At 51.2% G+C, this 22,436-nt stretch carries 5 protein-coding genes and 2 pseudogenes; all 7 read right to left on the minus strand.

Going from position 1 to position 22,436, the window contains the following annotated elements; all coding sequences use genetic code 11:
• Positions 1 to 1,609: 1,609 nt before the first annotated feature.
• Positions 1,610 to 3,040: pseudogene (locus CRO08_RS17660) on the minus strand (SLC13 family permease); the annotation flags it as partial.
• Positions 3,041 to 3,167: 127 nt separating this feature from the next.
• Positions 3,168 to 12,155, minus strand: coding sequence for a hypothetical protein (locus CRO08_RS15690; protein WP_141398426.1), 8,988 nt, complete (start codon positions 12,153 to 12,155; stop codon positions 3,168 to 3,170).
• Positions 12,156 to 12,620: 465 nt separating this feature from the next.
• Positions 12,621 to 13,772, minus strand: a pseudogene (locus CRO08_RS17665) (hypothetical protein); the annotation flags it as partial.
• A 71-nt stretch (positions 13,773 to 13,843) separates the two neighbouring features.
• Positions 13,844 to 14,692, minus strand: a complete 849-nt coding sequence (locus CRO08_RS15695) for an IS3 family transposase (protein WP_176495014.1) — start codon at positions 14,690 to 14,692, stop codon at positions 13,844 to 13,846.
• A 17-nt stretch (positions 14,693 to 14,709) separates the two neighbouring features.
• A complete protein-coding gene (locus tag CRO08_RS15700; protein ID WP_097034692.1) occupies positions 14,710 to 15,039 on the minus strand; it encodes a transposase in 330 nt (109 codons plus the stop codon).
• Between the two features lie 44 nt (positions 15,040 to 15,083).
• A complete protein-coding gene (locus CRO08_RS15705) occupies positions 15,084 to 15,767 on the minus strand; it encodes a CUB domain-containing protein (protein ID WP_097037001.1) in 684 nt (227 codons plus the stop codon).
• A gap of 230 nt (positions 15,768 to 15,997) precedes the next feature.
• Positions 15,998 to 22,396, minus strand: a complete 6,399-nt coding sequence (locus CRO08_RS15710) for a T9SS type A sorting domain-containing protein (RefSeq protein ID WP_097037002.1) — start codon at positions 22,394 to 22,396, stop codon at positions 15,998 to 16,000.
• Positions 22,397 to 22,436 lie beyond the last annotated feature (40 nt).

Raw genomic sequence — 22,436 nt, forward strand, 5'->3', positions numbered from 1 at the left:
CCTTCTTCACAGCAGCAATGCTATCCTGCTGGGCCTTCTTTGCGGCAGCGGCGGCCTTCTTTTCTTCGGCGGCCTTCTTCTTGGCTTCAGCGGCTTCTGCCTTCTTCTTGGCCTCTTCTGCCTTCTTTGCTTCGGCAGCGGCCTTCTTGGCGGCGGCAACACTATCGGCCTTGGCCTTCTTCACAGCGGCAATGCTGTCGGCCTTAGCCTTCTTCACGGCAGCGATGCTATCCTGCTGGGCTTTCTTTGCGGCAGCTGCGGCCTTCTTTTCTTCTGCGGCTTTCTTCTTGGCTTCTGCAGCTTCAGCCTTCTTCTTAGCTTCCTCAGCCTTCTTGGCTTCAGCTGCAGCCTTCTTGGCAGCGGCGACGCTGTCGGCCTTGGCCTTCTTCACAGCGGCAATGCTGTCCTGCTGGGCTTTCTTAGCGGCAGCGGCGGCCTTCTTTTCTTCGGCAGCTTTCTTCTTGGCTTCAGCGGCTTCTGCCTTCTTCTTGGCCTCTTCTGCCTTCTTGGCTTCGGCAGCAGCCTTCTTGGCAGCAGCAATGCTGTCGGCCTTGGCCTTCTTCACTGCGGCGATGCTATCGGCCTGGGCTTTCTTCGCGGCAGCGGCGGCTTTCTTCTCTTCGGCAGCCTTCTTCTTGGCTTCAGCGGCTTCTGCCTTCTTCTTTTCTGCTTCTGCCTTCTTGGCTTCGGCAGCAGCCTTCTTGGCAGCGGCGACGCTGTCGGCCTTGGCCTTCTTCACTGCGGCGATGCTATCGGCCTGGGCTTTCTTCGCAGCAGCGGCGGCCTTCTTTTCTTCGGCGGCTTTCTTCTTGGCTTCAGCGGCTTCTGCCTTCTTCTTGGCCTCTTCTGCCTTCTTGGCTTCAGCAGCGGCCTTCTTGGCAGCAGCAATGCTGTCGGCCTTGGCCTTCTTCACGGCAGCGATGCTATCGGCCTGGGCTTTCTTCGCAGCAGCGGCAGCCTTCTTTTCCTCGGCAGCTTTCTTCTTGGCTTCAGCGGCTTCTGCCTTCTTCTTTTCTGCTTCTGCCTTCTTGGCTTCAGCAGCGGCCTTCTTGGCAGCGGCAACGCTGTCGGCCTTGGCCTTCTTCACAGCGGTGATGCTATCCTGGCGAGCCTTCTTGGCTTCGGCAGCGGCCTTCTTGGCGGCAGCGACGCTGTCGGCCTTGGCTTTCTTCACAGCGGCAATGCTATCCTGGCGAGCCTTCTTAGCTTCGGCAGCGGCAACGAGAGCAGCAGCTTCGGCAGCCTTCACCTTTTCGATGGAGTCGGCCTTAGCTTGAGCAGCGGCAATACTATCGGCGGTAGCCTGGGCGGCAGCGGCACTATCAGCAGCGGCCTTCGCAGCAACACTATCTGCAGCAGCCTGAGCGGCAGCGGCGCTATCCACGACAGCAGCGTCGCTATCAACAACTGCAGAATCGGCAACAGCGGCAGAATCGACAGCCGCGCTATCAACAGCAGTAGTATCAACAACAGAAGAATCTGCGACTACGGCAGCAGGTGCTTCCGGAGCAGGCTGTTCCACAACCTTGGTCACTGCGGCAGGCTCTGCGACCTTATCAGCAGCCTTCGGCGCCGGCGTACCAAAGAAGTTCACATGGGCGAGGAAAATCATCATTCCCCAAGAGAGAACCAGACCGACCAGTCCCATGACAACACCCGTAATCGCCATACCGCGCGTATCCGTATAGCCCGTCGCATGCGCAAGGGCGTTAGGCGGAGTCGAAATCGGGAGGCTCATGCCGAGAGAGCTAGCAAACGCAACGGAAACGAGGAGAGCGGTCACGCCACCGAGGCCAACGAGGTTGTCTTGGCAAGCGATGCCCACAGCACAAAGAATCGGAACCAAAAGCGTAGCCGTAGAGGTATGGCTCATGAAGTTCGCCATGAACAAGCAAATGATACCGCAGCCGATCATGAGAGCAAGCGGAGACCAGCTTGCAAACGGGATTGTCTTGATAAGGTGAGCGGCAAGGCCAGTCGCATTGAGGCCAACACCCAGGGCAAAACCACCAGCCACGAGCCAGAGCACGTCCCAGCTCATCGCATTCAAATCCTTCTTGGTAATCACGCCGGTAAGGGCAAACACGGCCATCGGGATCATCGCAATCGCGTTATCGTTAATACCGTGAACGTTCTTGCCCGTCACCCACAAAAGCACACACACGACAAAGGTAATGTAAACGATGATAGCCTTGGGGCTCGTATCGAACTTGCCGGCACCTTCAATATTCAGGACCATCTGCTTCATCTTGATCGGGTAAATCTTCACGAGCAGAAGCCAAGCAACCACCATCAAAATAATCACGTACGGAATACCGAAGGCCATCCACTGGCCGAAGGTCACCGGGTTCGCGACAAGGTCACCACGGGCAACGGCATCGTTCAGGGCACCAAGGGCGATGGCGTTAGGAGGCGTGCCGATCGGGGTGCCCATACCACCGATGTTGGCACCGAGCGGAATAGCAAGGGCAAAAGCAGCCTTACCGCGATCGTCTTCGTCAAAGAGCTTGAGCACCGGAGCGAGGATGGCAAGCATCATGGCTGCGGTAGCGGTGTTGCTCATGAACATGGAGAACACGGCGGTAATGAGCATAAGGCCGAGGAGCACGAACTTCGGGTTCTTGCCGAAGGGCTTCAGGAGCACGCGGGCCAGGTTCAAGTCCATCTTGTACTTGGTGGCGGCTGCAGCGAGGAAGAAGCCGCCCAAGAAGAGCATGATAATCGGGTTTGCAAACGTTGCCATAATGGACTTATGGCTGATCATGGTCACGCCGTCCACGCGGAAAGGCGTCAGGGACGAATCGGACATCGTCACGATCATGAGCACGATGACAAGCATCGAGGTGGACCAGATCGGGAACGGTTGCAGGATCCAGAAAAGAGCGGCCATGACGAAAACGCCGATGACGCGGATTTCGAGCGGGTTCAGGATTCCCATGGGACTTGCGGCATCGAATCCGAGGGATTCGTAGGGCAAGAAGAGAGCGGCGATGGCGAGCACCGACGCAATAATGAATTTGATGAATTTAGCCTTTGTCATAGTGCGCCCAAATCTAGAAAAAGGCCGTAGGCATGGCAACGAAAAAGTCCGTTACAAAAAGGCCCGCCAGGGGTGGCGGGCATCAGGTAATTCCGGCAATTTCGGGCGATTTTCGCCGTTTTTGGGGTTATTTCACAAGAATACGGCCGGCATTCATCTGGCTACCCGCACGCACGCGGAGCATGTAGATACCCGGCTTCGGGGCATCGAGGGTCACGCGGTTCACGCCGGCAAGGGCACTCGAAGCCACACTCCGGACAACGTTACCCTTCAGGTCGAGCACGTCCACGCGCACTGCACTGCCCGCAAGGCCCGCACCCGCATCGAAGTCCACCTGGAGGGTCGCGCCCGCCTGCACCGCCTTGAGGCCGGCAAGCGTCTTGACCAGCGCGACCTTCGGAGCAGAACCCACGAACACGGTCGCCTCAATGGCATTCGGCTTGAGGAGCAGGCGCAGGGCCTCGCCCTCGTGCATTTCGGTTGTCTCGCCATCGACGGTCACAAACACCTTAAGTCCGTAAGCATTCAGGTCAGAGATCCCTTCGAGACGCAGTTCGCCATAGCGCTCGGAACTGGCATTGAGCGCAATCTTCCATTCATATTCATCGGCAGGAGCCTTCACGGACTTGGCCAGCATGCGGTTTCCATCCAGCACGGAAAGTTTCACGTGGTCGCCCATGCCCTCGGGAGGCTCGTCGGAGGCAAACGGCCTGCGACTTGCACCCAGCATATTCCAGGAATCCCTATGGCCCTTCGCATCGGAAAGAACCAACTTGATTCTCCAGTCTTCCAGGCCGTCCGCCTTCGCAAGGAGGGCTCTCTTGTTAAGTGATTTCGCAGAGGAATCCAAATCCAGCGAATCCGAGGGCTTCGCGAATTCTGGGCGCACAGGTACAAGCCATTCGGTAGAGGCTGAAGCCTTTACCCAAACAGCCTCATAAGGGCCCACAACCGTCACCTCCTCGTAATCCGACATCTCGCTATTCCAGTGATAGAAGATGGTCCGGGATTCTTCGGTCGGGTCCACATTCTCTTCAGGATGGTCGCCATAGAGGTCGAGCGCAAAGCCCACCGGGTTAGCCACCAGGTTCCAACCGCTGTTGATGCTATCGAGCGACCAGACCACATTATCGATATCGGAATCCTTGGCATCCGGCTTCAAGATAAGCGGCCTACCCTCGATAGAGCTGTACCAGTAACCACGCGCAGGATCGATTTCGTCATTCGGCTTGAATTCCTTATACTGCCAGAAGTCGCCATAGACGCTCGATTCATCCCACCAGTAGAATTTGGCATCGCCATCCCAATTCATAGCGTCCTTGTCAAGATGTCCGATGGAAATCATCTGCCAGCCCTCGGCTGCAACCGCAGCGATTTCGGAAACCACTTCAAATGCATCTACAAACTCGACCGATTCCCTAGCATCGGAGAGGATTGCGGTCAGCACGTACCTGCCAGCACCGAGCGGGTACTTTTCCCAACTTCCTCCGTAAGGCGGCAGAAGGGAATCCCCTAGATAAGCCTCGTCAACGAATTCACCATCAATCGTTTCAAGCCGCACGTAAGCAGAAACCTTACGTGTAACTTCAAAATTGCTCGTTGCGAAACCAAAACGGATGGCGTTACCGGTCTTGTCAATCTTCGGATTCACGAACGCAATATCGATCTTATTCGCCTTGCCGAAGTGAGCCACAAGAGTCGCCCCCTCAAGATTGTAAGGCAGCACACCGCCTTCAAAGGTGGCAAGCCTTTCTTCACCCTGATTACGGACAACCACAAGCGAATCGAGCACGTAGCTGGAATCCGGGAGAGAACGCACCCGCAACATGTTACCGTTCATGACCTTCGGTAGGAGAATCGCATCGCCGGCAGCAAAATCGTGTTTTACCGGGGCGGCGTCTGCTTCAGTAGCCACCTCTACCAGCGCGACAGTTCCATGCGCGCCATGGAGTGCGACATGGTTATACATATCGTCGCAAGCCTCCCCGCTACCCCAGACCGCATAGAGAATATGAACGCTGTCATCGGGCTGGAAGTGCCGCAAAGCCTCCACCATCTCGCTGGAGAATTGCGTATAAAGTACACCATCTCCCTTCTTTGAGAGACTCCAACCCACCATGCACCGGTCAGCCGTATAGACATACGTCGGCAACGGGATGGAGGAAGAATCCCCACTCAAGACATATTTCCCGCGGGGAGTCCAGTCATCGCCATAGAACAGCGTTCCGGATTCGCGATTTACATCAAACTTAAGCGTGTACGCTTCGCCTTCTGCAGGAATAGCAAGTGTCACGTCCTCGTTTACCGTCAAAGAACCATCGGTAAGCGACGTCATGAATTCACCAAGATTATCTACTACGAAAATGGAATCCGTAGTGCCTGCATACCCCGCCTTGAGCGTGTATGCCGCCTTGAAGCGCAAACCGCCATCGACAACGGGGACAACGAGGCCCGTATCGGCCACGTCGAACGAGACCGTAGTATTATCGACATCCTGCGTAAGCACGAGGCTCCCTACATTCGTGTTCGCGAACGTCACCCTGTAGGTCCTGACTTTGGCTGCCTCCCACACCGCATAAAGAGTCGCCTCGCGGGAACTGTCTGTCAAGGCCCCAACGAAATCAGAGGACATATCGAGCACTCCAACCGTATCGGCAGAATCAAGCGCCCATCCCACAAGCTTTGCATCGGCACGATAAATGTTGTTCGGCAAGGCAAGTACGGAATCGTCAAGGGACTTGACCGCGTTCCCGGACCAGCCGTCACCATAGAAGACGTTTGCGTCGCCGCCATTTACGTTGTATGTAAAACTGTAAGTGTAGGCAGCAACCATTGCACCGAGCACAGAGTTCGCCCGCCCGAGTACCATTTTTCCACCATTTGCAACATGCGCAACGGCTACGCCGTCAATATTCTTACTACTCAGGGCATCTTCGGCATTGATATAGTAGCCGGGCCTGACCTCGAACTTCACATTAAACGTGATTCCCCTTTCACTGTACGGAATCTGGATTCCCTGCGATGCCACCTCGATAGGAGCGGTTTCCATGCCGTTTACGGTCTGTGAAATGACAAACAAGCCGTTCTTTTCGTTTTCACTTATCACGCGGACATTTTCAACAACGGCATACTCATCCCACACGGCGTAGAGGGTGTCAGCCCGCATACCAATCGATAGATAAGACTGCAAGTCTTTCTGGAAGGTGGAGTCATACACGGTATAATACTTGTAGCTTGTGCGGGAGAGAGCCCATCCAAGCAAGCGGGCGTCCGTACGCAGCACTCCCACTGGGAAGAACAGATTGTCCCAGTTATCTTCATAGAAAACTGTCGTATTCCTGACATTCATATCGTAGACAAAGAGCCTTTCAACTTCCTTACGACCAAAATAATATGTCGCCGAATCTCCCGCGGTCTTAATCCTGTAACCCAAATCCGATTGCTCAACCGTATCAGTAAGCCAAGCATTCTCGCTAAAGTACCGCACATACGCGCTCATCTTGGAATCCGATGCATCAAATGCATAGCCCGCTCCCGGAATAATGCGTACCGAGATATCATAACCGACAGGATTATCCGCCAATTCCAGATCATATCCAACATCGCGATGCATAAAAGTCGCATCGCCGAGAGTCTGCGTCACGACAAGCGTATCGCCTTCGGCCATTTCAACGAAGTTGTCTTTGTCTTCGTAGTAGCGCAGAGCCATGTTGACTGGGCTTGTCGGATAACTGCAATGTTCACCGTAATCCACCCAAACTGCGGTAAGCAAGGTCGGCATCTTCGGAGAGGTACTGTACTCGCCAATATTCTGCGCAGTCAAATCAGAAACAATCTTTATTATTTCAACTTCACCATCGCCATTGGACTGCGGCAAGCCTGATAGCATCCAACCAGCGAAGCACTTGTCGGCGCGGTAAGGAATCCACAACGGAATTGTCGTTTCATCCGCAGTAATCTGGTATTCGCCATTAGCCACTGCATTCGACGGGAGCCATACCTTCGAAGAATCGTCCTCGTTGAGCGCCAGGTCAAAAGCGATATAGACAGGGTCAAACGAACCAAACTTTACGTGCCATCTCTGATTTTCCGCAATATTAAGCGCGGCACTATCCTCCATCACAACGGTCATGTCGTTTCCGTTCTGAGAGATATTGTAAGTCAGTTCCTTAAGCTCATAGCCGTCCTCAGGCAGCACCACGGGCATAAGAGTCACGCCAGCGTTTTCATATCCCTGATAGGATGTTTTAGGAACCCTGAGCGTCAAAACGCCTTCTTCAGCAACAAACGGATGATGTACATAGCTTTCGCCAACTTTCTGCACCATGTCAAGGGTACCGTTGCCCTCGATTTCCAAGGTCAAGGTGTAAAACTCGTTTACCCACGAGCTATCACTACACAACGGATTTTCTCCATCAGGCACAAATTTGTTGATAGTTGTATCCTCTTCAGACACGAGAGGTGTCGCATATCTGAGCATCTCCAAGACATCCCTATCACCATGAGAATCAGCGACTCCGTCAACCTTCCAGCCAACAAGACACCCCTCAGAATTATATAACCGAGGAGGATCAACCGACATCGCGTTTACATGACCGCCATCACGCCAACCCACCCCATACACAGCGTCACCAGCAGAGGAACCCGCACGCACCTCGTTTGCTACAAAGACTCCAGAGCCCGAAACAGGAGGCAAGAACGTAACATTGTAATCATACATCATGAATTTCACGAAAAACGCCATTTGCGTCATAGCATTTTCGCTCGGCTGGATAATCAAGGAGTCCGTCTCGTCATTGTAACCCCAATTGACGGGTTTTCCGTACGGTGTCACTTCCCATTCTTCCTTGTACGGATAATAATCGGACCCGAGTAATTCCATACCAAATCCAGGATCCGGCTTCAAAGATACCGCAAACGAGAATGTATCATCAACAGCAGGCACACGCAACATTTGCCCACAATAATAGCCCTCGCAATAAGTTTCTGATTCATGCTTTAATTGCCGTTCACTGGCATTCGCATAAGATTGCGTAAGCACAAGCTTCCCGGGGAAATTACCAGAGCTATACACTCTTTCATATTTCACACCATCTATTTCCATAATAGAATAACCGGATTCGTCGGAAGTAGGCGTAAGCGCAATCAACTCAATATTCATCGTAGAGCCATAAGCCCAACTGTCAGCATGATAACTAAATGTATTTTCATAATTTGCGAACAAGGTCATTGTATCAAACCCATCCACGAGTTGCTTTTCCAAATACGCTTCGTCGTGCCTCCGCACCAAATCCTGCGTCAGCATGGTATCTTCATAGAACCCTTTAAGTTCACCGTTCACCATTATCGACCAAGATACCGGGTCCAAACGGCCATTGTCCTTATTAACTGCATAGAACTTGGGAACAACTACAGCATCTTCGGAAGCAAGAGTCATTTTTTGTGATACGGGAGCATCCTTGCCCACAAATATCTCGCCATTGTACGCAGAAAAATCGAGCTTCACATTATAGCGGATTAACTCATAATCAAACGTAGCCACAATATTCGTTCCATTGCTCATGGCCTCCTTCAATTCGAGAGTCTTGTTTTTCGCATCGTAGACATACTTTTCGTCATCTTGGCTAAACTTCACCCCCTTTACCTTGAAACCAGGCGCCGAGCGATAATCGACATCTAGCAGAACATTGCTGCCATAAGGGAGCATTGTTGCAAACTGGTGAATCACCTGACCATTTTTATTATACATATCCAAACGGGTGTCTACAACATTTTCCCAAACAGTCTCTACCCCCCCATTTATAAATTTCTGAGAAAGGACAAGAGTACCGGGAAGAGTCGAACAATACCTATTGTACGGATAATCCCCGTACAGTATAAAACCCTCACAATCAATAATAAGTTGCGTCGTATTCAACAGGTTTATGTCATTCGTTCCTATTTCAGGTATAGGCTTATACCACACAGGATACAACTGTATAGCATTGATTCCATCTTCACCCACCCGCATATACGATTGAGCAGCAGCAACAAATTCCTCCGAAAGTTCCGTAAATATTCCTGTCGGATTCTCTGTAACAAGATTCCGATCTCCTTCATTCAGGCTCCATCCTGCAAGTTCCAGCAAATAGAGCCTTGACATAATCGCCCTAAACGTTGTATATGTCGCCCCATGCAATTTGGGGAACACCAAGCTATCAGTTTTGTCTAAAGAATAAAGCGACGGGAAAGGCATTCCGGTATTTTCAATATACAATTTAAGGACCGATGGCTGGTCATAATTCATCAAATGGAGATCAACTCCGCTATTGAACACAATCCTGTACGGAATACCCTTGTAATTAGCAATAATCGAGAACTGCTGTTGGAGTCCACCCCCCTTCAGCAACTTAGCCTGGCGGACATCGGTCAAATCGATGGTATCTTTATCCGTCAGCCCTCGCCGAATCCATTTACGGCTTTCGCACCTTCCCAAAGAAGATTCCGTTTCACTGGCACGAACAAAGTAATTGTTTTCAACTTCAACAGAATCAAGTTCCATTGTCAATTCACAATCACGTGGTTCTGAAGCCTCATATTCTAGCGTATACGATTCATATGTATAACCCGGTTTTGCGGCAAAGTCCTTTGCAACAAAATACATACCATAAGGGACAGATGCAGAATAGTCATTTTCAGGATTATTCGACGGATGCCCTGTTTGAATAACAATTTTTTCGCCATCCTTATCTACGCCAAATACCTCATACTCAAAGTCCGCATACGAAGATTGTTTCAGCGAGATATTGGGATAATTTGCACCAGACTCACCATACTTGAGCCTTATCGTCTTGGTTGCAGGCAATGTTCTTGCAGCATAGCTGGCAATTTCATAGTACGAAGGAGGGAACGGCATCAACGTTAAAGAATAAGGATTTTCCTGCTCCGGCTGGAGAATTTCGCCCGTCTCATCCAGGAATTCTACTCCCATCTGGAGAGAACCTACTTCGTCCAGCACAAAAGCGGCAGGAATCACAGCAGAATCAGCGGAAACGTCATTGTTGGTAAATGACAACCTAGGCGCAGTGAACACAATAGTCTTGTCGTCGACTTCATCTATCGGCAGGCAGTCATCCTCTTCTTCAGCACAGTACACATATTCCACGGCATAGGTGTTAGCGCTTTTCAGGAAAATCTTTCCCGTAGATTTAAACTTGCCTGCAATATCGACCAGGTCATCATAACCATCGGTCAGTCTCACCTGCTGCGGAGAGTTCGCGTTATTTTTGAACAAGTCCATAACAGCCTTGACGTTTTCCCGGAATTCAGGATTTACATACCCGGCTGCGTCCGTAACACCGACCATATACGGGGCCCCCACCAACGCCGTACGATCTTCAAACACCGCCTCCGCATCATAGAAACCGAAGTTGGACTGCTGTTCCGGAGTCAAAGAAAGCGGAGATTCCACCTTCATCATGACGATTTCACTCGAATTGCGGAACCCATCGTTAAAGAACGGGAGTCCGTCGTTCTCGCCTCCAGACCAAGCCCAAACAGAATTCGTTTTTTCAACACGGCATTGCTCACCCGTTTCAGAATCTTCCTCATAAACCGCCGGATTCAAGTTCATCAGAGCGGCAAGCACACCCGACTTCATATCGGCATCCGAAGCCACCCCGTTTTTCACGACCTGGCCGAGTGCGATATAGTAATTGGTTTCCTCGCCTTCTTCCACACCATACGGGAAAATTTCTACACCATAATCACACGTCGTCGATTCTTCATTTGACTCGGAATGTTTATAGTACCCAAGTTTTCCAGTAATCTCGAGGCCATTTGACGCATTACCATTACGCACGTTTGCATAGAAGTTCCCGGTTGCCCCTTCACGCCATTCCGCCGAAGTGTAAGCACCCAGACTATTCCAGTACTCATAGCGCCCCAAACCTGTCTCAACCGCATCGTTGCCATAGTGGTAGTTGTTGAAAATCGTCGGCAAAACGAAATTATTAAAATCAAGAACAATCGCACCGGCGATATAACCGACAGAAGAATTTGTCGCTCCCGCCACAGAGATGTCGCCAACGGAGTACGTATTCTTTACCGTAAAGTTCAACCCCTGCGCACTGTTCCCGCTTTCAACTTCGTTTACCAAGCCCACTATTCCACCCACATTGGTATTAACAAGCGCCACCCCGTCGCAGGCCGATTCATGCACGACAGGGCTAGAAGAGCCCGACTTCACTGAAGATTTTTCAATAGTAAACAAATCAGTGTTGTAGGCTTCCTGGTAAATTTCGCCCACCAGGCCGCCCACGTTAGAACTCGTATTGCAACTCTTGCCCACGGAACCGGCAAAGGCGATTTCAGAAAGATTCACCATCATTGCAGGCGCATCGGCATCTTCACCATTATCGGAGCCATCGTAATAGCCCAATGCGCCACCCATCTTTGCGCCGCCGCTAATCACAGCATTGACAACTGCGCCTTTGACTACAAACGATTTCCCCGTTTTGTGCGTCACACGCCCAATAATACCGCCCGTAGTTCCACCGCCCGTAATGGAGCCGCCAAACTCAACATTCGAAAGCGACACGGAAACACTCGGTTCCACATAGCCGATAAGCCCGCCCACACTCGATTCTTGCTTATACGAAGAAGCATCCTCTACTGCTGTCCCAGTAACCACAATCAGATTATCTACAAGAGAAACATCCGATTCCCATGAATGCTTTTCCACGTAGCCAATCAATCCGCCCAGGTAAAGTTTGCCGTTTGTCGCCGTAGACGTGCCCGTTGCACGAACCGTGTTGTTCTCAAAGACAATGGTATCCAACATATTGCGCGAGTACGACATCCTTGCGGTTAAGGCACCTGCGGCAAAGATTTCGCCATCTTCGGCATTTTCCGAAATGTCCACTTCGATTGTAGAATTCTTGACACCCACAGTCTGGAACATTGCAAGATCCGCATCAGTAGCGGCACCAAACAATCCACCCGCAGAACGCGCGCCGTGGACATACGCCCCATCTACAAGCACATTCTTAAGACCCAGCATCTGGTAGTTGTTTCTAGAACTAATTACACCAGCCGTTTCACCCTTCACATAAGCATTTGCAAAAGTCAAATCCAAGATAGAGCCATTGGGATAACCATCGTAAAAGCCCGCATTTTGTCTTTCCGGAGCAACGAAACAAAAGCCGTCAATGGTTTTTCCTTCGCCATGGATATCATATTCCGGCCGAACCGGAGTAAACGCCATTCGGCATTTGCCTGCAGTAGCGTCATAGCCACCCAAATACAAATTCGAGGCCAATTCTATATATAAATCTGCAGATACATCAGCATTATAAGTTTCAAACAAGTAATCAAATGTAGAATCAAGTTCATGCAAAAGACTTACTTCACCGCTCCAGCAAGCATAGTCGTGCGCACTTGGATCATCGGTCTTTATCTGTGAAAGTCGGCATGTTTTGTAGAACAGTCTTCCATAGGAACTTACTTCGCCACATTCCACATGGAAATAGGTATTATTGGCAAGACATCCGTTATCATCAAAGGTAATTTCCGACGGCGAAAGAACAGTCTTGACAAAGGTCGCTCCGACAGTTACGTTCTGCTCTTGCATGGTAAACGTGGCAGTATTCGCATACACACCGGTTCCTCTAGTTACAGGCAATGACTTACCGTCCGAACCCACAGCACTGATTGTCGCAATTTCATAGCCCGGTTCTGGAGTAATGGTCAGCGTAACGACATCCCCAATAAAAGCCGCTTGCCTATCGGAACTAATCAGACCACCCGTCAACGGAAGGGGTACAACCTCATGCAATTCAGACGCATCAACAACGGTCACTGTCAAATCAAGCCCCGCGTACTCCGTCGTGCCGTTAGACTGGAAGGCCAACGTCATGACATTTTTCCTGCTGAACAGAGTGCCGATATCAAAAGCTCTTCCCGGCGCAACGCTTCCGGCATTGTTCAGCAAAGTAGTAGCACCTTCCGTTCCATCATAGATGGTCAATCCGTCCCTGCCATCGGTGGTCACGGAGCCATAAATCTTCAGCACATACCCTCTAGGCGCAGTCAACACCAATTTACCCGAAGTGTTCGCACTGTAGTTGCCCACACTGCCGCCATCGTCATACACCTTAAACGAAGTCACCCCATCAGGAATAAAAACGTTGACAGCCTCCGCCAGAGGCATCTCCACATGGAGGTTTGCCGCAGTCAAATCATTCGTGAACGAAGGAGTCACAGCAACATCGCTATACGGCATGTCGAACGAGGCTACACCTGCAGAATACCATTTACCGCCGTTAACTTTTACCGGAGTCTCGCCCGCCATAACGCTAACGCCATCCAGCACATAGCCATAAGCAGGAGTGGCATCTAACATCACTTCTTTCCACAAAGGCACTTCCGAATATATAGAACTTTTAAGCAACCCGTTTTCAGATGTCGCAACTTCAACAGAATGCCCGACAGAGCCATCCAGAACTGCAACATTCAAATCAAGACCGGCAGCATTGCCTTCTTCATCGGAATGGAATTGGAATGTCAATTCTCGATTCCTACTAACGTAGGTCCCGATATCAGAAACGGTTCCACTCATTTCATTCAGCACCCGTTCCGAGCCATCAATGACAGATAAATAGTCGCCATTAAGCAACGCTATGCTCCCTGTCAACTGTAGATAATTTCCATTGGGAGCATACTGGATTTGTAGTTTTTTTAATAGTGGGTTCATGAACAACCATATTCATTACCGGTTAAGTTAAATATATCCTTTTTTCTTGTTAAGTGGTATACCCTTGTGGTCTAGGCAGCCTGTTTTGACAGCCTATATTCAACCGGAGTCATGTATCCCAGCGAACTATGGAGCCGTTTCCGGTTGTAGAACAGCTCGATATACCTGAAAGCGGCCTCCCGCACGTCTTCGATGTCCTTGAAGTCACGCCTGTAGGCCATCTCCTTCTTGAAGCTTGCGAAGAAGCTTTCCATGCAGGCGTTGTCGTAGGGGCAGCCCGGTGCGCTCATCGAGGGCGTTATCCCGTTCTCCGAGAGCATCGTGCGGTAACCCATGCTACTGTACTGCACGCCGCGGTCGGAATGGAAGATGAGCCCGTCGTGATGGCCGCGTTGCATGATGGCATTGGACAACGCGCGCTTGACAAGTTCCGTGTCGATGTTCTTGCTTACGGCGTAGCCCACCGCCTCCTTGTTACACAGGTCCAACACCACGGCAAGGTACACCCAGCCAAGCGTAGTCTTGACGTAGGTGATGTCGCCGGCCCAGACGGCGTTCAGGCTGTCGGGATCGAACTTACGCTGCACCAGGTTCTCGCTGTACATGGCGTCGCATTTGCCCTTGCGGTAGGGTTTCCACTTCCTGAGTGTGACTGGATAGAGCCCGTTCTCGCGCATGATGCGGCGCAGTTTCCACACCTTTACCTCGACACCCTTGTCTTGGAGTGCCGCCAGCATCTTCGGGCAACCGTACACGCGGTGGTTTTCTTCGAAGGTGTCGCGGACCTTCTGGACAAGCCGTTCTTCGCGGGCCTTCTTCTCGGCACGTTTTTCCTGCTGGCGCGACCACTGGTAGTAGGAACACTGCGGTATTCCTAGGGCTCTGCACATCTTCCTGACTGAGTATTTCTTGCGGTTCACGTGTATCGCCTCGCATTTCAGTCGTGTGGTCGCATAAAGATGTGCAGGGATTTTTTTAGGATCTCTACCGTCTCCTTCTCGTCCGCAAGCTCCTTTTCACGCTTCTTCAGGAGTTTTTCCAGTTCCCTGTTCTTGGCGGCGAGTTCCTCGACGGACACCTTGCGGATTCGCCGTTCCTCGCGGTAGCTCGGCAGGTTGTGTTCCTTGCGGTACTCGTTTACCCACCGACCGACTGTATTGGGCCCGATTCCGAGTTCCTTGGCTATTTGGTTTGCTGACTTTTCGCCTTTCAGGACCAGCTTGATGACCTGTTCCCTTGTCTCGGAGCTATAGTTGATTTTTGCCATTGTTTTACCTTTTGGGGGTTGCGCAATGAATATAGTAGCTTATGCTACCCTCTTATTAAACTCCTGCATGGTCCATACAGAGTAAAGGACGCATCCGAATTATCGCTATAATTTCCGTCGGCACCGCCATTGTCGTAGACCTTCACAGCAGTCGCACCTTCTGGAATCACAGCATTTCCATCCCCCGCCACCGGAACGACAGCATGATAGCCACTTCCATCATCATCCAGCTTGGAAACAAGCAATACCTTTAAATCAAATCCTCTATCATTTACACCACCATCTGATGTATAACTAACAGACAAGACTCCACTATTAGAAACAAAAGGTCCTACGGTAAATGATGAACCGTATTTGCTAAAGAGTTTATTACCGTTGATGTTTCCATCATAGATGGACAATACATCCGTATCATAGTTTTCCCCAACATAAGACCCCGCAATCCTAAACGTATAACCCTCTGGGGCTGTCATCACAAGGGTTCCATCACAATCATCGCCATAATTTCCATTTTTTCCGCCATCGTCATACACCATGAACGACGTTATGCCATTAGCAACATCTTCAGACGTAAGAGTCAGCTCATACGTTTCCTTTTTATACATGTTCACGTAATATTCGCGGGCACTTTCATCATAAGAGAGTTCTATGGGAGTCGCCCAACCCGTAGATACGGCAAAAAGCGCAATCCATGCGCAAAGGAAAAGAGCGTGAAACACTGTTTTCATATGTTCCTCTTTAGTAAACTTTTTCCATACAACAAATACGGAAGCGAGGAGCGCTCCTTCCTACGTGCAAAATCTAGTTAAATTCGTCACGCTTTTTTGAATTGCTTGTGCATAAAAGATAACAGTCGCCTTCATTTGGCAACGAAAAAGTCCGTTACAAAAAGGCCCGCCAGGGGTGGCGGACCTCAGGTAATTCCGGCAATTTCGGGCGATATTCGCCGTTTTTGGGGTTATTTCACAAGAATACGGCCGGCATTCATCTGGCTACCCGCACGCACACGGAGCATGTAGATACCCGGCTTCGGGGCATCGAGGGTCACGCGGTTCACGCCGGCAAGGGCACTCGAAGCCACACTCCGGACAACGTTCCCCTTCAGGTCGAGCACGTCCACGCGCACTGCACTGCCCGCAAGGCCCGCACCCGCATCGAAGTCCACCTGGAGGGTCGCGCCCGCCTGCACCGCCTTAAGGCCGGCAAGCGTCTTGACCAGCGCGACCTTCGGAGCAGAACCCACGAACACGGTCGCGACCTTCGCTTCGGAAGAAAGCGCGACCTTCAGCGGTTCGCCTTCCCGCATGCGCGTCGTATTCCCGTCCACGGTCACGTACACGGAAAGCCCGCGGGATTCCAAACCGTCAATACCCGCAAACAACAGGTAACCCGTGCGCGGGCTCGTCGCCGTGAGATCGACGTTCCATTCATACGAAGCGCCCTCGCCCGCCGCCTTCACGCTCTTCATGAGCCTCTTGCCACCATCAAGTATCGAGAGGTTCACGTGGTCGCCCATACCGGCAGGCGGTTCCTCGGACTGCCTTGCAAAATCACCTACGCCGAGCACATTCCAGCTGTCCTTCTTGCCGCGACCGTCACTCAGCATGGCCTGCAACGCCCAGCCCGAAGCGTCACCAATCTTTGCAAACCTGCGGTTGAGCGTCCTGTCCATTTCCGCATTCGCGTCGACATTCGTGTCTTCATCGAACGACGGTCTCGCAGCAATTTCAATCGTCGTGCTCATGGAGCGGTTCAGTTGCGCCCACACCGCCTGGTAGGGACCGAGCTTGCTTACAGGCACATACTGACCCTCTTCCGGATTCCAGCGACTGTACTCCACGAGTGGAACCCTCTTCTTGCGATTGTCCTCGGACTCTTCCTCGGGTTCATCCAGGTCGTACTCGTCCACGCCCAGCTCTATTTGCCAGCCGTAGGGGTTCGCGACAAGGTTCCAGCCACCGTTCTCGTTCGTGAGGTTCCACGTAATGTCATCAGCGAACGCAGAGTCCTTCAGCACGAGCGGGCGTCCCTCGATAGAACTGTACCAGTAGCCGCGTTCCTTTTCGGGCGTCTGCGACTTGACCAATTCCTGATACTGCCAGTACTTGCCATAGTTCCTGTCCTCTGCCCACCAGTAGAACGTCTCGTCGCCGTCCCACGACAACTTGTCCATGTCCACATTGGCAAGCGAAATCATCTGCCAGGATTTTTCACCGGCAATCGCGATTTCGGCAACGACCTCGAAATCCTGTTCACGCAAGAGAGAGTCGTGGCCATCGCGCACCACGCTGGCGGTAAACAGGTAGAATCCGGCAGCAAGCGGGAAACGTTCCCACTCCAAGTCACAGGCATCCGTGGTACACCTGTACTCATTGCCGTCAAGTTCCTTCCCGTCATCGTTTTCAAGCGAAATGCGGATCGATGCCTCGCCATCCTTCACGAAGCCATCCTTGTGGAACGTGAAGCGGACTGCATTGCCCGACTGATAGAACTTGGCACCGTCCGTCACGACAGGTTCTGCGCTTTCGATAAAGTAGGCGCGGATTTCGGCACCATCAACAAGGCCCTCGAGCCATTCGCCGTTTTCAAACGGGATGGTGTCGCCGTCCTGGATAAGCAGAATCTTTTCGAGCACGTAGCCATCATCCGGGATAGCGCGCACCCTGAAACCGCCCGTGTATTGTTCAGGAGGCAGGATGATGGAGCCCTCGCCAAACGAGTGCACGCGCGGTTCACCCTCGCCTTCAAGCAGCTCTATGCGCCCGTTCTCGGCAACCGCCTTGACACGCGCATAGCGGGCGCTTTCCACGCACTGTTCAGCATCGCCCCACACGGCATACAGTTTCTGGGTATCCTGGAGTTTTTCATACAGTTCGCTAGACCAAGTCATAGCCCTGTACGTATGGATTTCCGCATCCTTCTCGGCAGACCAACCGAGCACGCACGAATTCGCCGTGTATATCCATGCAGGCAAACGCACCTGGTCATCGTTGTTCAAGACCTTCAGGGAATCGCCCTGGACAAAATCAAGATCGTAGAACACGTCTTCCTGTTTCGTGTTTAGGTCAAACGCCACAGAGATGAACTTTGAGAACTCGACAAGAAGTTCCGGCGAGCGGGAGCCGCTATAAAATTCAATCACGCCATCGCCATCTTGCATGGCGACATCGATTGTATCGGCTTCGCCCGAAGGTGCGTCCGCGTTTTCCATAATGCCACGGACAAATTTCACGTGCGAAAGCGCATAGCCCGGCTCGGATTCGGCACCCACGTGGAACCGGAAGAACGCCCACGCTCCGGGAATCGCCATCGTGGAATCTTCAAAATCGTGCCTGAACGTCAAAGTGTCCACCGGGTTCACAAGTTTCTGCCAGAGATAAACCTTACCGCCCTCCGGGCCGATATCGCCCTGGTAGTGCAGCGAAATCTGCGAATTCTCTATATTGTCGCAGCCACCCATTTCATAAGTTTCCTTACCGGGCTGACCATCCGCTTCCGTTACAAGAGAATTATTCCAGGATCCGTACAAACTAAACACATTGTCTACGGGTTCAACCGCATTGAGCACGTCCGCATCCAGTTCTCTCGCAAGGAAATCCTGCTTATCGGGACTGACGCTCCAGCCACCAAAACACCTCGTTGTGTCTGTCGTATACAGCATCGGCAACGCGGCCGTCTCGTAGGTTTCCCTTGAATAAATTGCGAGCGTATCCGTATAGCCGGCCACAAACACGTCCATATCAGCGGCATTCACATCGAACGAGATTGCATAGGGAATCGCCTCGAGTTCGGGAATCGCGTGCAGGAGGTAGTAATAATGGAAGTCATTGGTCAACATATCACCCATTCCCACAATAGCGGCAATAACGCTATCCATATCGACAACGCCGTCGGCATCGAATTCCGCACTCCACTTCAAGAACGACCCGTTCTCCATGTTGTCCATAAAGGCGGCCTTGATTGACGACGGTTCCGCGAAATAGTTTTTCGTTGTTTCAAAAGTAACCGCCTTGGAGCATTCTTCCGATGCCTGACCTTCTTCGTAGCACTCCTCTATGTTTCGGTAGCCTGTCATGTGCGCCCAGAAATCCGCCTTCCATTTTTTCAGGATAAATCCCGCATCGGCGGCAATGCTGTACTTGGAAGCCATCGGGACAGACGGATTGTTAAAATACCCCGCACTTGCCGTATCAAATTGTGCCAACAGGCCATCCTTGTAACCATACGCAGTATACATGATTGCATGGTTACCGCTCACGCCGAGAGCCATGGTCGGAGTCTCGGAAATTCCCCCAATCGGGGCATAAATCAAGTGAATGGTATCGCTGTACTCCGGACCGTAACGGCCAGCAATATCTTCCATTATCCGTGCAAAGGTCTTGGTATCACCAAGTTCACCATCAATCTTATCAACATCACAGTTCCCGCCTTCCCTACAATTTATATAGTAACTATCTATGCCGTACTCAACTTTTGTACCGTCATTCATCACGAACACGGGAGGGATAACGGCATGTTCGTTATAACGGCGTACCTTCGTCACCTTCGGCCAGAGATACACCGGGTACGGCAAGGTTTCGTCCAAGTTTCCATACGATGCCGCAGGTTGATCCACAACAACTACCGCCGTCTCGTAGACGACCACGAAACTGCTGTTTTCTTCCGTTTGGTAAAGCACGTCTTGCCACATCGGGTAGGTTTCAAGGTCTATTTCATAGGTTTCCTCGAAAACACCAAAATCAACGCTCAGCGCCCGAATGCGCTTTACAAAATCAGGGCTCACGCGGCGGTCCTTTTCCGTATAGGTAACAAGCGTGTACTCCGTATAATCGTCTTCGGGGGCATAGACTGAATCCAGGATGCCTTCCAGGGATTCCTTGTCCGCATCGGTAAACTTGGAAACAATGTCCTGGATATCCAGTTCCACCTTGTATGCAGTGCGGTTTTCACCTTCGCCGCAAACATGCACAAATTCACCGTTATCGTTTTCCCAGCAGGTATAATCATCTTCTACATTGGTCTCACCACCGGAAGCCCTATTTTCTTTTTGGGTTAACACATAAGCCAACAAGCGCGATTTCATAGTAGATTCGTCAAGAACACCGTTCAACAGTCTGGCATCCTTCGCATTGACAAACCCGCTACCATCTATGTCTAGCACGCCCGTAGATACAAGCGGAGTATTTTCGGATGCAATAGCGTTGCGGTAGTTGTGTGTTATACTATAATGGAAATCCGCAGCATAGCTTTCTCCCTCATCCCAGTCGGTCACCGTTTCCCCGCCCAGAATCATTGTCCCAAGAACCTGTTTTACATTCACATCCTTGGTACCGATATGCACGTTCGAAGTAAGCATCACGCCGTCCGCATCGTTTTGCCTGGACAAAACTTTACCTACGGCAAACCCCACATTGTCTGCACCCGCAAGAATATCACCTTCGCTCAAGTTATCAAAAATAAAAACCCGATAAGAATTGAATTCGCCAAACAATCCGCCCACAGCACCGGAATCGGCGATGGTTGCAGCCGGCACATCGATATCACCTACAACTCTCGCCCTATAAAACTTGATTAAATCTCGCGGAGAAGTCACCTGTCCGGCAAGGCCGCCAGCAAACAATTTTTTCACCGTACTCGAAGATACCGTTATGAGGTTACTGCCTTCGGGCGCCTTGACGGTAGACATGTAGGAATAGAATCCGCCGGCCCCCCTTTCACCACCATTAGCCACACCCACAAGGCCACCCGCATAAACGACGCCTGTAGATGCTGCCTGCATAGAAACTGTAACAGTGTCGGCATCGCAAACGACTTCCATAGTTCCACCCTGATTAGCATTTGGCCCGACCACGCTCCCAAACAAGCCGCCCATCGCCACATTGATTTCGCCTTCCCCACTGCTGGCAATAGAAGCCTTGACATCGCTCTGCGCAACAGCAAGAGTCTTAGTCGCGGCCACCGCACCGGCAACGCCTCCAAAGAACTGCGCTTCGGCACCCGCAGCAACAAGTCTCGCATCAACGTTGTCGTGTGCCACCCGCAAGCCACTAGCACGTTGTATCATCCCAAACTCGCCACCCGCATACACTTCACTTATGATATTCTCAATCTCCTCCGTTTCTGGGTCAGGCGTTCCCTTTGCCGCTACAACCGCATGGATGTCATTCAGGGAATCGGTAACAAGCACATTTTCAAAAGACACCTTGCCAACCAAGCCACCAGCATAGGTAGCATAGCCCGTAGAGTTCACGAATAAGTCAATTTTATTGCTTAGATTCCGGAGTTCAGTCGTCCCTCGCGTACTACTCATAAGGCTTCCGACAAGGCCTCCAGCAGTGACATTGTCAGCGCCATTAGGCACCACAAGGGAGACGGTATCGCCGCCGAACGTGAACTCGGGATTTTGCACCCCAGTAATCACTCCAGCAAAACCACCGGCAGTCACAGCGTCTCCTTCTTCGGCAGCAAGAACCTGTACATCGACAGAAATGCCATTGACAGCAGAGCTGCCCTGCATACTCGAAAACTCTGCTCGACCGAACACACCCCCCACTATCTGGCCACGCAAAGTCGCATCCACTTGCACGGAATATGTACTACTGGTCTCGGCGCCATAACAAGCGACAATTCCTGCCGCCACATATGAAGAACTGACAATAGAATTAGTCACCGAAATATTATCAAAAGAAATGTTGGTTACCGTATCCGCAACTACAGCCGCACGGGCTTCGACACCAGTCGCCTTTACGTAGGCGCTATCGAAATGAATGTCAATGAACCGAGCGTTTTGAACGTCTACAATTACTTCGTTAGGAGTTCCGAAACTTTGAACACCCTTGAAAAAAGACTTATCCCCCTGCCCGATATCGCAATAGCCCTTGATTGTCTTGCCATTGCCATTTATCTCCGTAACATAGTTCGTAAGAACGTCTACAGGAATAAGCACCGGGTCAAAAGCGCTCACGCATACCGTATCACCGTTAGAGACTTCGAAACCGCCCAAGTCAAGGTCGGTTTCAAAACGGAGCTCAAATCCATAGCACAAGCCGTCCCCACTGCAAATTTGCATTGCTTCTTGAATTTCGTTATTGAGTTTTTCGCGGAAACCACCTGTTCCGCTCCAAACGGAAAACAAGTCACCCACACGAAAGCCTTTTTCAATAGCCTCGTCTTGGTTGCCAAACTGGCTTATATAGCAGACCTTCGTAAATGTTTGAATGATTTCATCCGGGTAAGAAGGCTCCGGATACTCGTCATTACACTTGATTCCGGTCCATTTTTCTGCGGCAGACGCCCCAGAAACAAAGCCCCAAACCATAAGGGCTGCCAACAAGAAACATTTCGAGTTCAACTTCATAGATGCCTCGCTTTTTCCTAACAAGATAAATAAAAAAAGA

Origin of the sequence: Fibrobacter sp. UWT3 (assembly GCF_900230125.1) — a bacterium.
GTDB lineage: Bacteria > Fibrobacterota > Fibrobacteria > Fibrobacterales > Fibrobacteraceae > Fibrobacter.